This window comes from Pseudomonas sp. WJP1, from assembly GCF_028471945.1.
GTDB lineage: Bacteria > Pseudomonadota > Gammaproteobacteria > Pseudomonadales > Pseudomonadaceae > Aquipseudomonas.
Genome location: NZ_CP110128.1, coordinates 4,252,742 through 4,267,233 on the forward strand (window position 1 = coordinate 4,252,742; position 14,492 = coordinate 4,267,233).

A 14,492-nucleotide genomic window follows, 5' to 3' on the forward strand; every position below is an offset into this window, starting at 1 on the left:
GCGACGGCGCGTACCGAAGGGCGTCACGCTCGCCGAGGCATCGGGCAAACAATTTGCGCAAACTCATTTTTTAAACTTCCCGTTTTGTGCCGTCGGTCCCCTTTCACCCAGGAAGATCTGCGTCGGCAATTCAAAGCCGCGCAGCTTGAGCAACGCCATCGGCCCCGCCCCCAGCTCGGTACGCAGGTACCAGGTCAGACCGATGCCGTCGGGCGCCTTGAGCATCAGGCGAAAACGGCTGTCGCCATCGTCCAGCGGCGTGACCTCGGCTTGTTCCAGCAGGCGGATCAGGCCCCAGGTACCCGGGTAGTCGCCGAACAACCGTTCGTTGGCGCGCACGCTGGTCCAGGTCAGGCTCGCGCCGGGGTACTGGCGGCGCCCCGGCCAGTTGAAGCGCTGCCAGCTTTCCTTCTGGTTGAAGTACTCGTGTTTCTCGCCATTGAGGGTGAAGGTGGTCTGCACCACGTCACGCACCGGCTTGCCTTGCAGCTCGAAGCTCAGGCCCATGCCGCCGTCGGTGAACAGCACGTCGGCCAGGTGGCTGAGCTGGTTGATCGCCGCGAGGAACTGCGGGTTGAAGCGCAGGCCCTGGCTGTGCTGCGTGTCGGCCACCCAGCGGCTGCCTTCCTTGCGCAGCAAGCCGCCCAGCTCGCGCTGCAGGAATTGCTCGAGGCGCCCGGAGTCGGCGCGGATCATCTGCCCGAGCATCGGCAGCGAGGCGTCGCTGGCGGTGGCCGCGAAGGGATAACGGCCGGTGAACGCCTGCTGCCATTCGCTGACGATCGCCCGTTGCCACTGGCGGTTGAGGCTGCTGGCCGAGGGTTGCAGGACGCCCTGCCAGGCTTGCTCCAGCGGCTGCACGAACAGGGTCTGGCCAATGCCGCCCCACTCCGCGCCGAGGCTGGCGGCGAGCTGGCTGCCGTAGGCGCGGGTGTCGGTGAGGTCGATGCTCTTGCCCTGGAACACCGTCTGCGCCAGGGTCTGGGTCATGTCCTGGGGGTCGGCGGCGTGGTTCACCTGCTGCAGGGTCAGGCGGGTGCGCGTGACCTGGTTGAGGAAGGCTTGCAGGCTCAGGCGCTCACGGTCGTCCTGGCCTTCGGGGGTTTTGCCGAGCAGGGCCAGCAGCGGGCCGAAGGTGGCGTCCAGAGGGCTTTTGGCTCCCTGCTGCACCTGCTCGATCATCGGCCCCGGGGCCTGGGCGATCAGCTTTTGCGCCGAGCTGATCAGCGAGTCGGCCAAGGCCTGGCTGCGCGTGCCGGCCTGCCCCTGGTAAGCCAGGGTGTTCATCAGCGCGATCAGTGGCGACTGGCGCACGTCACTCATCAGGGTCAACTGGTCGATCACCGCGCCCAGGCTGTTGGCCGGCTGCCAGCGCAGGCGGTTGAGAAACTTCAACCAGGCGCTGGCGTAGTCCTGGAAGTAGCGCCGGGTCAGGCGTTCACGCAGCATGTCGGGAGTCAGCTCGGCGGCGATGTCGCCCGGCCGGTCGCTGAGCACCCAGTCGATTTCCTCGCGCCGCGCCTCGGCGATGGCCTCGATCGCCGGCCGCACCTGGCCCTCCCAGGCCTGGCGGGTAAACACCCCCGGCACGCTGGCCGTGCTGACGAACAGCGCCCGCGCCTCGGTGTCGCCGACCATCTGCGCCAGGCTCAACGCCGGGTAATGATTGGCCGAGGCGTCAAGCACCTGGTGGTACAGGCTGGCTTCGGCATTGCGCTGGCCCAACTGGCCGAGCAGCAGCTGGCGGACCTGCGCCACCAGCTTCGGGTCGGCCGCACTGCGCCAGTCCGGGTGAGCCGCCAGTTGCTCGCCATAGAACTGCCAGAGCACCGGCGACAGGCCGTGCCACAACCCCGGCGAAACCCCGCCGGCACTCGGCTCGAGCGTGCCCAGGGTCTTGACCAGAAAGCTCGCGTCGGCTTTTTCCGGGCGCGCCAGCATCAGGTAGGCCTTGAGTTGTTCGTAGGCCTGCGGCGCACGCTTGAGCCGTTCGGGGCTGTCGGCAGGCAAGCGGATCAAGGCGCCAAGCTGCTGTTGCAGGCTGGCCAGCGCCGGGTCGCGCAGCAGGCGCTGGTTGGCTTCGACGTAGGTGGGCCAGAGCAATTGCAGGAGTTCTGGATTCTTGTTCAGGCCGAAACGCTGGTACCAGGGCGTGCCGTAGGTGGCGCGGTAATCCAGACGGCCGAGTTCGCGGGTCAGCTCGTTGAGGGCGAGGAATTGTTCGTCGCTGTTGGAGGATTGTTGCAAGGTTGCCAGTGACGTTTGCACCTGGGTGATGTGCGCGCGGTTGCTGACGAAGGACAGCAGCATGCCGGCGCTCAAGAGCAGTGCCAGTCCCAGCGCCAATGAATAACCGATCCGTGTGGTGCCCCAGCCGAGGCGCCGAAGGTGAACCTGTTTGTCACCGAGCACGCCGTCCCAGGGTGGTGTGCCGTGCCAAAGGTGGTCTGTATTTTCTTTGGATTCTTTACCGCCCTGCACCGGCAGGCTGAACCACAACCCGCGCAACGGCACGCCACGGTCGAACACCCGGAACAACGGCGCGAGGGCCTGCTGCCAACGGGCAATGCCCTCGGTCTGCAAATCGCGGGACAGACGCAGCAGGAAATCGTGACTCATGGTGCCATGTATCTGTGCCCAACCGCTGTCGCGCAGGGGTTCCAACAAATCTTGCAGAGCGCCCTCCACGGCCAGCGGCGTCACCCCTGACGGCAGCAGACAACCGACCGCCTGGGTCTCACGTTTGTCCTGACCCCATCCACTCTCGCAGACCTGCCATAGGTGCAGCGGCAACTGCCAACGCAGCTGGCGGGCCAGTTCTTTCAAGTGACGTACGCCAGCGTCCATCGCCTGGGCATCAGTGCTTTGTTGCGCGTTCAGGGCCCAGATCACGCCGTCAAGGGCGCGCCAGCGGCTCAGGTTTTGCCACGGAGTGAAGCGTTCATCATCGAATTTAGTTTGGACGCTGCCGCCCCAGAGCAGAATGGTGTCGTGGCCAGCGAGCCATTTTTTATCTTTCAGGTTGGGGGCGATGGCGGAAATCTGATCAGGTTCGCCGACCACCAGCAGCAGGCGGACTTTGCGGCGCCAAAGGAAACCGTGGTTCTCGTGCAGGTAATCCTTTAACTCAGCGACCCAGGAATTATCCGGCGGAGCGCTCTCTTTGCTTAATGGCGAAATCGGAGCATCAACACCCACTCCTGTCACGCGCGTCGCCCAAGCCACCGCCAAACGATCCCAGGCCAGAAGTATCACCGGACACAACCCGCACAAGGCAAACCAGGTACCCGCCCCCCACAGCGCCAACGACTTGAGTGGCAGTCGAGGCCAGCCGAAGTACTCGCGGCTCAAGTCGTACAGCAGACAACCGAACACCACCACGACCGTCACGACCAGCAGATAACCCAATCCCACCTTCATCAGAGAGCCTTGGCTCGCTTGCTTAATCATTGCCATGAGGCACCGCCATTCCAATAGCCAATCGATTGTTTCCGTCCTGACTCAGCCAGCCACAGGGCTGTCCGGCCTCCCTTGCCTGCAACAACGCCAGGGACATGCCGATGAAGGGCGCCAGTTGCGCCAACACGCCCCAGTGCACGGACAATTGATGTTCGCCAGACTGCCAACCACCTTTCAGGAAAGTGCCCTGGCTGGTTTTATCCAGGGCCAGGCAATCCGGCGGTGCGGCGTCCAGCCCGGCGTAGCGCTGGACCTGTCCACAGAGCTCAGCAGGCGATTCGTCGAGTTCACTCAACAAGTACTCGCCCCTGTGCAACAACTGCCGACCCTGGCGGCTCACCAGCCAGAGAAATCCTGCTTCACCGGGCAGCCCAGGCGCTTCGGTCTCCGGCACCGACACCACCCCGGCGCACAACAGCCAATCAGCCCCGTCACAACAATCCTGGTGAAAGGCATCGATCATTCGATCCAGATCGGACAGGTCCTGCAGAGGCAAACGCGCCTCGGGCAACATCACGCCGGTTTTGGCCAATACCTCGACAAAGGCAGCCTGGTCGCGCTCATCCCCCACCCAAGCGATACCTCGCAGCTGCGGCCAGCGGTCATTCAATTGCGTAAGCGCCAGGGCTAACCGAGCCAGGCGTCGAGCCAAGGCCGGCGCACGCTCAGGGGTCGTACCCAGCGACTCCGCGCAGCGCAACATGGGCTGCGCAGCACCCTCCGGCTTCGATGGCTTGGGTGCGGGCACGTTGGCCATCAAGCCGTGGTAATGGATTTGCTCATCGCCCACCGGCCCAAGCAGCACCTGCTCCACCGGCAAACCCAAGCGGCGACGCCCCCACCAGCGCTGCACCGCGGCATCCACCGTGCGTCGATACACATCACGGTTAAACAGGCAGATTTGCCACCCCAGCACGCGCAACGCTATCGCCAGCACCCAGCAAAAAGGCAGGACGGCACTCCACATCCACAGTTCTACCCTTGGCTGCTCCTCTGGCCATAACGACAACAAAACTGCCGACTGCAACCCCCAGAGCAACAGCAAAGCCAGCCACCAGCGGCGCCAACGCGGTTCCCGCGGCTCGATTACCTCCGGGTAATGCGGCGCGCGATTCATGGCGCTACAACCATGAACGAGGCCGCAAGCGAGCTGACCAGGGTGCAACCACACTCACACTCATGCCCGTGCAGGGCCACAAGCTTGCCGTCCATGATCGCCACCGAGGTGCCCTCTGCGATGTGCGTCAGGCCGTGCAAATCGCAGCGGGCCTGATCCCCCACGCAGGCAACCGGCTGGCCGAATGCCTCGTAGTGACCTTCAAGCACTTCCCCACCAAAAGGGCTCATCGAGTCCCCCACACGTACCAGAGGCAACATCAGACGAGCTCCCCGGTAAGTTCGAACAAACTGCCCGCCTCGCGCAGAAAGGCGGTGGTGCGGTCGATGCGTTGCGCATAGTCTTCCTGGGCAATCTGCTGCTTCAGCTCAGCCGCCACCTTGCCGATATGCGCCGTCGGTTTCAGCAACTGCGCGGCCTCCGGCAGGAACGGCAGCGCCACACCGCGCGCCTTGTCGATCACTTGATAGCCGATGCTGGCACCCCCGATACCCGCGACCAGCCCGCCAACCCCGCCCAACGCCCCACCGCGCTTGATGCCGTACACCGTTGCGCCGGCCAGCATCGCAACGCCCAGTATTCGTCCCGCCACCACCACCGGTGACAGGTCCCGGCTGTTTGCATTGCCGAAATACGTCATGCGATAGAAGAAGTAGCCCGCCCATATCTCACGCGATCCCAACGCGTCGTGCATGAACCAGGCGCGTGAGTCGTGTATCTGGTCATCGAACAGCGCGACCACCAGCGCCATGCGCGGGTCCTTGCTGGGCGTGCCTCGGGTGTCGCTGAACAATTGTTTTGTGCGCAGCTCACCTGCCGCTTTGATCGCAGCGTGGTCCTGCAACTCATCGTTTTCGTTCAGCAGATAGATGGCGTCGCGCAACAGCACATCGGTGATCGTGCCGGCCACGCTGGTTTGCTTGCGGTCGAAGCCTTTGTAGTCGCGTTTGAACTCCGCAGCCGCCTGACTGAGTTGAGTCTTGTCGATCTGCGGTTCGTAGATGGGCGGGCCGGGGTGGTTCGTGGCCGCCGCGGGCGTTTTCAGCCGATCGGCCAAGATGATTTTTTTCTGTTTTTCATAGGCCTCGCGTTGATCACTGGTGTCGTAGACAGTGACTTCATTGGCCTGAGTGAAGAACGGCTGATGTTTGTAGCTGTCGTTATTCTGCAACGGGTCATCGGCATACCGACCGATGCGCCAGCCGGTGATCCAGCCCAGTTGATCGGCCAGGGTTTCTTCCACGGTGATACCGAGTTGCTGTGGTTTGTACTCCCAGGGTTTTGTGTGTGTGGGGGTGTCGGTGGTGATGCCTGGGAGGGTGTGGCGCCAGGCGTTGAAGCGTTCGACTAACGTCTCACTGAGTCCAAACTCTCTATCGGTTGCCGGACTCATGACACGCCATTGTCTAGACGGCTGCAGGCATTTTGGTAGCACCGTCTCCGGCACCTGCAACGGCGCGCCCCCAGCGAAAGCTTCGCAATACATGTCGTGCAGGACGATTTGTGACACCAGCTCATTGGTGCCACCTCGGGCTTTGCCTTGGTCATTCTGCGGATAACCGCCACCGACATCGGAATGCACACCGGGATACACCACTTCATAGGTGTTGAGCGGGTACTGACCGTCCTCATTGCGGATCGAGTCCAGCGGAAAACACGAGCGCTGCTCGAAGGCCGCGACGAAGTGTCGGCAACGTTTGACGAAGTTGGGAAATTTCGCGGCGTCAGGCAGCAACTGACTGTCATCGGCCCAGTCCATGTGCCCGGCGAAAAAAGGCGCTGCATGGGCGATGCCGACCGAGGCGACGGTGTCCAAAATACCGAGAAACTCGACGCTGACCGGCAGGCCGATCAGACGTTGCTCAGGCAACGTGGCACCGGCCGGCGTGTCGAACAACTGGCTCAACCAGGTTACGAAGGTGCGAGCCTCAGCCGCGCCGCGCGAGAAGCCGTATACGTACAGCTTGATTCCCAGCACCTTGGGTTGCCTCGACTTCTTTTTGCAAGCCTCCAAGGGTCCCAACAGCCCGTTCATGATTCGCCGTCGCTTGCCCTCTCCCAAGGCGCTCATCAGCGGTGCCCTCCAAGTGCTCATGTTGTCGACCCTTTCCTTGGCGACTTTGCGGTCAAATTCTTTCTTGTCGTTCAGGGAAAAAGACAGTGCATTGGCTACCTGTATCAACGCCCAGTTAATCCGATCCTCACCCCCCCTTGCGAACGTCAAGCCTTCTTCGCTGTAATCGAGTTCGCCGATTTCCGGAAACGGTGTGCCCACACCGGGCATGTAATAAGAAAAATAGCCTTCCGCCTTCGCATCATCATCTTGGAGCGACGCATGAAAGAGCTTGGCGATATTGCTCGGGTGGCTCTTCTTCGTGTCATTGAACTCGTTATTGTTGGTGCCATCGAAGAACAGACTGATGTGCAGGCTGTGGCAGCACTCGAACCCCTGGGACTGCCCTTTGGAATTGACGCCCTGCTGGTGATCATACTCCTCGGCGGTTTGCTTTTTGTAATTGGCCGTAACCGTCACAACATCACCTGGCAAACGCCCCCCAATCGGAAAAACCGGCGGTGCCCATACTTTGGCGTGTGAATTGCGTTTTACTTCGGACATACAGCTGGCTCCTTCATCTGCTTAGGTTCTTTAATTGGGTTACTGGGTGATCCATACCCCCAACACGAAGTCGTAACTTTTATTTGATTGCACGTTAAAAAATGCACACTCAAACCACACGAGTCCGTTCCCGACCATTCTGGAATTTCCACGATGGTGCTGTAGCGCTTAAATTTCGCTTCATGTGCAGCCCACGCACTTTCATCGAATCCGTAGCCAGTGGTTTTTCTTTTTATCTTTGCATAAGGCTCAGGATCGACTTCCCATTCAATATTCGCCTTCAAGCCTGGGCGCCATTTGGTTGGCATAACAATGCAGCACGAACTTCCACCGCCACCGTGAGCTCTGTAACCGTTAACCGAAAACCAATTAATCGCATGCTGGGTATGATTAACCGCTTTTAGATTACCTCCCGCAATTTCACTATCCGCTGTGGAACATCCCCCTAACGCCAGCCCAAATAAGCCCAACAACCAGCACACCCTGGTTTTTTTGATTATTTTCTCCATCGACCCTCACTCCCTTATTTTATTTCAGGCTGTATGGGAAAAATCCTCACGGGGCGTTTTCCATACAACCTTTCGGGTGATTCATATTCGTATCGTTCAATTCGTTATTGTGAGTGCATCGAAGAGCAAACTGATGTGCAAGCTGTGGCAGCACTCGAACCCCTGGAGCTGTCCTTTGGAATTCTCGCTTTGCTGATGGCAATGTTCCTCGGCAGTTTGCCTTTTGTAATTGGCAGTTACCGCCACAACATCACCTGGAGGACGCCCCGCCACCGAAAAAACAGGCGGAGCCCAGACTTTGGCGCTTGAATTGCTTTCTACTTCGGACATACGGCTGGTTCCTTCATATCCAGAGGCTCGTTAATTGGGTAGTTTGGCGAGCCAAAATACAAGCAAGAGCTGGTAACCTTGACTTGATTACAGTCTAAAAAGTGCACACTCAACCCACATCGTTTCGTTTCAGGCCATTCTGGAATATCTACGATGGCGGTGTAGTACTTATAATTGGCAGCGTGCTTAGCATAAGCATCTCGAAACTCTATAGATGTTACGGATGGCATTTTTGCATGTAGCTCCGGATCAACCTCCCATTCAACATGCGCCTTCAAACCAGGGCGCCATTTAATCGGCATAACAATGCAACAAGAACGCCCCCCTCCACCATCGGCTCTATAGCCATTAACCGAGAGCCAATTAATATTATTCAGCGTGTGGTTAACTGCCTGTATATTCCCTCCAACCATTTCGTTGTCCGCGGTGGAGCATCCGACCAACACCAATCCAAATAAACCCAACAGCCGCCGCACCTTGGCTTTATTCATTGTTATCTCCATCGCCCATCACTCCCTTATTTAATTTCAGACTGCATGGGAAAACCCTGCTCAAAAATATTTCACATGCAGCGCCGGCTATCTCCATTTGCCTAGAGAACAGCTTTGGGTGGACAGGAATTTACGTCGAGATCATAGAATACGACCTTCTCCTTATCAGGAAGCCCATTATCAGCCTGACAATATTTATCCAGAAGGTAACCTTTGAACTCCCTGTCAGCGATGAGCTTTCTCTTGTGATCGCTGTGTAACAACACGGTATCGACAAGAAAATCCACCGGCATACCGAGGACAATAATGAAGGGGCACGCAATGCTCAGATAACAAAGTACAGGCGTATAGTCGTAGCCTCCACGACCTTCTAGTGTGAGCATTGCCCAATCATATTGAATGGCTGGATAGTAATAATTCGAGCCATGGCTTTTCTGCGACGACGCGTCTCGCTCAATCAAAGTCCCGCAGCCAACAGTAGAAAACACAAAAACCAACAACGGTATAAGCATCATGCGCTTCAACATGCGCGCCTCCTTCGATCGTTTATCCATATCGCTCGCCACGAGCATTAAACAGCTCTCAAAGCTGCACATTCGAAACAGGTAAGTTCCGCCGAACGTAGTCGCTCAGATCACCAACAAAACTTTGCTGTTTGGCTTGCACCATCAATGAGTACAGCAGGTTGAAACGCTGTTCCTGATCACCATCCAAATGATCAAACTCGCCGCCATTGAGCAGTTCTTGAGCGGCGCCGATGCTCATGATCCATGCGCATTGCTCATTGCTAAGACTTACAAAGGGACTGACTTTGACGCCGCTCTGGCCCCTCAAGCGAGTGCCTGGCAGCCATTGCAACTGGTTGTCGCGATCAAGCCAGCCAAAGAAGCAGGCGACGCGCAGGAACTCAGCGCGCTGTTCACTGGTGAGGATGGAATTCATCAGCATGGGAAAGATTCGCGGATCGTAAAAACGCAACAAGCCAGCCCGCTCGCCCCACTGCATTTGAAGCAAAGCTTGTAACGCATGACTCAGTTCTTCAAACGGCAGGGACGAGACCAGTACCATCAGCCGAGCCTCGGACGCGCTGTGTTCGATCAGCTCTTCCAACCAGGCCCTGTGTTGCCAGATGGTCAGGTCCAGGCGCATCAACAGCGGTGCCTGGTCCAGCAGCTTTTCCTCCGGCATGCCCGTAAACAATGAGAACCATGGCGCCTTGGGGCTTAGCTGCTGCAGTCCGGGAACGGCGCATTTGCTCCACCCGGCCTGATCAAGCAAAAGATCAACTTCCTGTACTTCGACTCTGGCGCACACCTGCTCGATCTGCTCCAGCCATTGGGTTGGCGTTTTCATCTTGGTCTTTCCTCCATCAACCTTGGCGCGTCAGCAAACCAATGGCCTTTGCTTGAGCTTTTTTCAGGCACTCCTCGCACACCGACTTGGGCAACACCGCCAACGGAAAACGCTGGCCACCAGGCCCCTCCCAGATGTGTTGTCCCCTGGAGCGAATCTTGGCGTGACTGTCGAAAAGGATTCCGTCCTCCGGGTCGAGGTGAATCGCCGCATTGCCGCTGCCGATCGTGATGCCTTTTTCGGACAACAACTTCAGACGCCCCTGCACCGACTGCACCGTGATATCCCGCTGGGCGATCAGGTTCATCAGGTCGCCGTGGGATTCGATTTCCAGTGGGCCCTCGCCGGAGACCAGGTGCATGCCTTCGCGCTGGGCGAGCAGCGAGATGCCTTTTTTGGCGTGTGCCGACAGGCGCTGGTCGGCGGCAAGGTTGATGTCGTCCCGGCTTTGCAGGAACATCCCATCGCCACTGTTGAGCAGCAGACTGGCCGGCGTGACCGCGCCGATGCCGTCGGGGGCGCTCAAGAGGATGGCCGGGGCCGACAGGTCTTTGGCGTCCGCTTGTAGTTGCTGCAGACCGTCGATGGCGGGTGGTCGACTGTTATGGGCCTGGGCAATTTCCTGCCACTGGGCCATTTGCTGGCGGGCGCCTTCGATCTGGCTGGTGGCCGGCGCCATGGCGAGTACATCGTCGGCAGCCTTGATTTGTTCATCGGCGCTGATGAACAAACCTTTGCCCGCGCGCAACGCTCCCCAATCATCCGTGCGCAGTTCAAATCCTTCCCCACGCGGCTGCTTCCTGGCATCCACCAGATGCCTCAGGTTCAGCTGGCTCTTGCCGCCATATTCCGTGCTGAGCTTGACGTGCTCCTGCCCCCGCAGGTCTTCCATGCGCAGCTTGTTGTTCGCCGGAGTGCGCAGCACGTTGCGGGTGTAGTCGCGATTGCGCAGGGTCACGTGGTCCGGGTGTTCGCTGTCGTGCAGGGCGTGGGCGATGTAGGGGCGGTCGGGGTCGCCCTGTTCGAAGGCGATGGCCACTTCGGTGCCGCAGATTAGCGGCAGGTGCAGGCCGTGAGTGTCGCCGGCGTAGGCGCGTGCCTGGCGTAGCCACATGCTTTCCTCGCCGAGCTTCCAGGGGTCGCGGTCGAACAGGAAGTTGACCTTGTAGCGGCCTTGGAGATCGATTTCGGCGTATTTGTCGTGGGCTTCGCCGCTGGTGACCCGGGCCGGGACGGTGCCGGCGATTTGTGGTTTGGCCAGCAGTGGCGGGCGAAAGCACAGGGTTTCCGAATAGGGCATGGCTTCAAAGCGGCACTCGAAGCTGGCATCGCGGGCGGCACGGGTGCGCATGGCGATGATCGCGCAACGCGGGGTGAAGCCCTGCGGTGCTCCGCCGCCGGTGATGGTCAGCACCTGGCCCGGTGCCAGGGTGGCGCTGCTACTGATACCGCTCAGGTGGGTCTGGTCGTTGAGGTAGCGCTCGTGGCGCAAGCGTGCGTAGAAGTAGCCGCTTTCGCATTCCAGGTCTTCGTGCTGATCGTAGGCGCCACCGAGCACGCGGTAGGGCTCGGCGTAGTGGTAGGCCTCGCCGTAGGTGATTTTCGCACCGCGGGTCTGGTCGACATCGGCGTCGAGGTGGGCGCTGGCGTCCAGGGGCTGATAGGTGCGGATGTTGACGTTTTTTTCCACCACCTGGTGCCTGGTTTGCAGGCCCCACACGCCGTCCGCATCGCTGCTGCTGAGCCCGGCGGGCGAGAAGTTTGGCAACTCGACGTCGAACTGGTAGCCGCGCTGGCCGTCGCAGAATTCCACCACGTCGATGTGCAGGCGTTGGTCGCTGGTGAGGCGGTACCAGATGCCCACTTCAGCCAGCAGGCGGCTGATGAAGGCCAAGTCGCTTTCGCCGTACTGCATCACCTGTTCGCGCCGGGGGTACTCTCGTGCCAGGCGGAACAGGAAGTCCTGGCCTCGGAAGTCGTGGCGGTTGCGCAGGATGCTTTCGACGATTTCCGGTACCGACTGTTGCTGGTAGATACGGTATTGCCGGCCGCGCTCGAGCAAGGCCAAACGCGGTTGCAGGGTCAGTTCGTAGCGGGCTTCGTCGACGGAGAAAGACAGGCGTTTTAACGCGGTGATCACGCCGTTCAGGGTGCGCAGCGCTTTGATTTCCGGGATGGGCAGGCCTTTGATGACCGGTGGTTGTTTGGCGGCGTACAGGCTGAAACTGGCGTCCTTGCCCAGCAGGTGTTCGGCCGCGAGATCCTGCTCGGTGCTGGTGAATTCCACGCGGTAGGTGAAGGGTTGGCTGAGGCGTTCTTCGCCGTGGAAAGCGAGGACGTCGAGGTGGGTCGCAAGATCGCGGACCCAGAGTTTATGATGGCTGTGGTTGAAGAAAATGGTTCGTGCGGTGTTCATGTACAGACCTCCCTGAAAGCAAACGGGGAGGCTTCATTTCCTTCCCTCGTTCACTCTGGGGAAGCTGACACGCGCAGAAAATAAGACGTTTCCTTATTACGCGTAGGAAGCGTCTGGGTATTGGTGTAACTGGTATGTAGGAGTTTTCCTGCTCTTGGGGGGCAGGCCTCTATGCCGCCAACATGCCCGCGATAGCGGCGTAACGTTCAATGAGATATTGACTGTCAGGCCCTCATCGCGGGCAAGCCCGCTCCCACAGATTGCATCTTCAGATTCAGACCGGATGGTTACACCTCAATCAGATGCTTGAGCGGGTTGTAGCTACTTTTCAAGGTCGCCGCCACATCAAGAATCGCCTTCTCGATTCCATTCAAGTGAATGCACGTCAGCTCGATCGCCGCGCTCTGGTTGCCCGCCTCGATGTACTCGATCAAGCGCAGGTGTTCGTCGTCGCGGCAGGCTTCGTGGCTGTCGTCATCCAGCGCGGCGGCGTACAGCGAGGCCCGGGAGATCAGTTTCTGGAACCAGTCGAGCAACACCGGGTTGTTCAGGCTGCGGGCCAACTTGATGTGGAACTCGCCGAGCAGGTGGATCAAGCGTTCGTGGTCACCGTTGCGATGCGCCTCATCTTCAAGCAGCAAGTGATCGCGCAAATCCCGGGTCACCGCCGTATCGCGCCGACGACACAGTTCGCTGACGATGCCGATCTCGACCAGGCGCCGGGTTTCGAACAGCGAACGGATCTCTTCGTCGCTGGGCAGCGACACCGACGCACCTTTATTGGGCTCGGTGGTGACCAGTCCATCGGCTTCCAATTGCTTGAGCGCGGCACGAACTGACGTGCGGCTGACATTGAAAAGTTCGGCCAACGAAGCCTCGCCCAGCTTCATGCCGGGACGCAGCGAGCGTTTGCTGATCGCCTCGTAAACCCCTTGGTAGACGCGGTCTACCGTGGTTTCCAGTTTCTTTTCCGCCATTCGAAGACTCCTTCAGTGCTGTGCAACCGGCCCCAGGCGAATGAACAGCCTTGAAAAAGGGGGTTGCATGAGCAGGTTAATCCGGGTATTTCTAAATTGCATCCAGATTTTGCATACAATAATTAGAGGAATGCACCATTATGGGTCATCCAGTTGCAATTGAAGTGCGTAACGTCTCCAAGCGCTATTCCGACGATCCAGGACTGGCACCCGCCCTGGACAACGTCTCGGTCGACATCGCCGACAACGAGTTCTTCACCCTGCTCGGCCCCTCCGGCTGTGGCAAAACCACCCTGCTGCGCACCATCGCCGGCTTCGAGCATGTCACCGACGGCGAGATTCGCCTGGCCGGTGAGCCGGTCAACGACCTGCCGCCGTTCAAGCGTCGGGTCAACACGGTGTTCCAGAGTTACGCGCTGTTTCCGCACATGAGTGTTGCGCAGAATATCGCCTTCGGGCTCGAGATGCAGGGTCTTGATCGCAAGCAAATCGCGCAGCGGGTCGATGAGATGCTGGCGCTGGTGCAAATGCAACACCTTGCCAAGCGCAAGCCCGCCGAACTGTCCGGTGGCCAGCAGCAACGGGTGGCTCTGGCCCGGGCCCTGGCGCCCAAACCCAAAGTGCTGTTGCTGGATGAGCCGCTGTCGGCGCTGGACCTCAAGCTGCGCAAGGAAATGCAGGTCGAACTCAAGCGTGTGCAGAAAGAAGCCGGGATCACCTTCATTTTCGTCACCCACGACCAGGAGGAAGCCCTGACCCTGTCCGATCGCATCGCCGTGATGTCCGCCGGCAAGATTTTGCAGATCGGCACACCCAACGACATTTACGAACGCCCGCAGCATCAGTTCGTCGCCCAGTTCATCGGCGACATCAACTTCCTCCCCGGCCACCTCAAGCGCGGCCAACAGAACGAACACCTGTTCGTGCCCAATGGCATGCCGGTGGAAATCCCCTGCCCGGCCCAAGGCATCGACGGCAAGGTGCAACTGGCCTTCCGCCCGGAACGTTCGCAACTGGTGGACCCGGCGCAACCCCATCACCTGCGCGGCGTGATCGAGGCCGTGCTGTATGTCGGCACCGCGACCTTGTACCAGTGCCGCCTGAACAACGACATCAAGGTCATGCTGCGCGAGAACAACGAAGGCCTGAACCGCAGCCGCGGCGTCGGTGATCGCGTGGCGGTCAACCTGCCACCCCACGCCTGCCTGTTGATGGAGGCCTGA

Annotated in this window: 12 protein-coding genes; 1 reads left to right on the forward strand and 11 read right to left on the reverse strand. The window is 59.5% G+C overall.

The annotated features are described in order from the left end of the window. Positions 1-63 precede the first annotated feature (63 nt). From OH720_RS18990 to OH720_RS19040, 11 genes are all read right to left on the reverse strand, one after another. On the reverse strand, positions 64-3,456 hold the full coding sequence (locus OH720_RS18990; RefSeq protein ID WP_272602437.1) for an ImcF-related family protein: 3,393 nt from the start codon (positions 3,454-3,456) through the stop codon (positions 64-66). Further along, positions 3,443-4,432, reverse strand: a complete 990-nt coding sequence (locus OH720_RS18995; RefSeq protein WP_272606488.1) for a hypothetical protein — start codon at positions 4,430-4,432, stop codon at positions 3,443-3,445. The genes OH720_RS18990 and OH720_RS18995 overlap by 14 nt, the downstream gene beginning before the upstream one ends. Before the next feature lie 140 nt (positions 4,433-4,572). Next, a complete protein-coding gene (locus OH720_RS19000; protein ID WP_272602438.1) occupies positions 4,573-4,836 on the reverse strand; it encodes a PAAR domain-containing protein in 264 nt (87 codons plus the stop codon). Continuing rightward, positions 4,836-7,193: a T6SS phospholipase effector Tle1-like catalytic domain-containing protein gene (locus OH720_RS19005; RefSeq protein WP_272602439.1), complete on the reverse strand. Its 2,358-nt coding sequence runs from the start codon at positions 7,191-7,193 to the stop codon at positions 4,836-4,838. The genes OH720_RS19000 and OH720_RS19005 overlap by 1 nt, the downstream gene beginning before the upstream one ends. Then, positions 7,181-7,702 (reverse strand): DUF3304 domain-containing protein, encoded by a 522-nt coding sequence (locus OH720_RS19010; protein WP_272602440.1) that lies wholly within the window; start codon positions 7,700-7,702, stop codon positions 7,181-7,183. Before OH720_RS19010 ends, OH720_RS19005 begins: the two co-directional genes overlap by 13 nt. A gap of 96 nt (positions 7,703-7,798) precedes the next feature. After that, complete coding sequence (locus tag OH720_RS19015; RefSeq protein WP_272602441.1) at positions 7,799-8,032, reverse strand: hypothetical protein; 234 nt, start codon at positions 8,030-8,032, stop codon at positions 7,799-7,801. Further along, complete coding sequence (locus OH720_RS19020) at positions 8,020-8,535, reverse strand: DUF3304 domain-containing protein (protein WP_442967203.1); 516 nt, start codon at positions 8,533-8,535, stop codon at positions 8,020-8,022. The genes OH720_RS19015 and OH720_RS19020 overlap by 13 nt, the downstream gene beginning before the upstream one ends. 89 nt (positions 8,536-8,624) lie before the next feature. Further along, positions 8,625-9,050 carry a YceK/YidQ family lipoprotein gene (locus tag OH720_RS19025; protein WP_272602443.1) on the reverse strand — a complete coding sequence of 142 codons (426 nt, stop codon included), beginning with the start codon at positions 9,048-9,050 and terminating at the stop codon, positions 8,625-8,627. 55 nt (positions 9,051-9,105) lie between these two features. Beyond that, positions 9,106-9,876, reverse strand: coding sequence for a DUF4123 domain-containing protein (locus tag OH720_RS19030; RefSeq protein ID WP_272602444.1), 771 nt, complete (start codon positions 9,874-9,876; stop codon positions 9,106-9,108). A 16-nt stretch (positions 9,877-9,892) separates the two neighbouring features. Further along, positions 9,893-12,292 (reverse strand): type VI secretion system Vgr family protein, encoded by a 2,400-nt coding sequence (locus tag OH720_RS19035; RefSeq protein ID WP_272602445.1) that lies wholly within the window; start codon positions 12,290-12,292, stop codon positions 9,893-9,895. Between the two features lie 287 nt (positions 12,293-12,579). Next, positions 12,580-13,269 carry a GntR family transcriptional regulator gene (locus OH720_RS19040; RefSeq protein WP_020795451.1) on the reverse strand — a complete coding sequence of 230 codons (690 nt, stop codon included), beginning with the start codon at positions 13,267-13,269 and terminating at the stop codon, positions 12,580-12,582. 140 nt (positions 13,270-13,409) lie between these two features. Between OH720_RS19040 and OH720_RS19045 the strand changes: the two genes are divergently transcribed. Beyond that, positions 13,410-14,492 carry an ABC transporter ATP-binding protein gene (locus tag OH720_RS19045; protein WP_272602446.1) on the forward strand — a complete coding sequence of 361 codons (1,083 nt, stop codon included), beginning with the start codon at positions 13,410-13,412 and terminating at the stop codon, positions 14,490-14,492.

Excerpts from the sequence above, each read along its gene's own strand:
- OH720_RS18990 (WP_272602437.1), bottom strand. The coding sequence starts at position 3,456 with ATGGCAATGATTAAGCAAGCGAGCCAAGGCTCTCTGATGAAGGTGGGA.
- OH720_RS19000 (WP_272602438.1), bottom strand. The coding sequence starts at position 4,836 with ATGTTGCCTCTGGTACGTGTGGGGGACTCGATGAGCCCTTTTGGTGGG.
- OH720_RS19005 (WP_272602439.1), bottom strand. The coding sequence starts at position 7,193 with ATGTCCGAAGTAAAACGCAATTCACACGCCAAAGTATGGGCACCGCCG.
- OH720_RS19010 (WP_272602440.1), bottom strand. The coding sequence starts at position 7,702 with ATGGAGAAAATAATCAAAAAAACCAGGGTGTGCTGGTTGTTGGGCTTA.
- OH720_RS19015 (WP_272602441.1), bottom strand. The coding sequence starts at position 8,032 with ATGTCCGAAGTAGAAAGCAATTCAAGCGCCAAAGTCTGGGCTCCGCCT.
- OH720_RS19020 (WP_442967203.1), bottom strand. The coding sequence starts at position 8,535 with ATGGAGATAACAATGAATAAAGCCAAGGTGCGGCGGCTGTTGGGTTTA.
- OH720_RS19025 (WP_272602443.1), bottom strand. The coding sequence starts at position 9,050 with ATGTTGAAGCGCATGATGCTTATACCGTTGTTGGTTTTTGTGTTTTCT.
- OH720_RS19030 (WP_272602444.1), bottom strand. The coding sequence starts at position 9,876 with ATGAAAACGCCAACCCAATGGCTGGAGCAGATCGAGCAGGTGTGCGCC.
- OH720_RS19035 (WP_272602445.1), bottom strand. The coding sequence starts at position 12,292 with ATGAACACCGCACGAACCATTTTCTTCAACCACAGCCATCATAAACTC.
- OH720_RS19040 (WP_020795451.1), bottom strand. The coding sequence starts at position 13,269 with ATGGCGGAAAAGAAACTGGAAACCACGGTAGACCGCGTCTACCAAGGG.
- OH720_RS19045 (WP_272602446.1), top strand. The coding sequence starts at position 13,410 with ATGGGTCATCCAGTTGCAATTGAAGTGCGTAACGTCTCCAAGCGCTAT.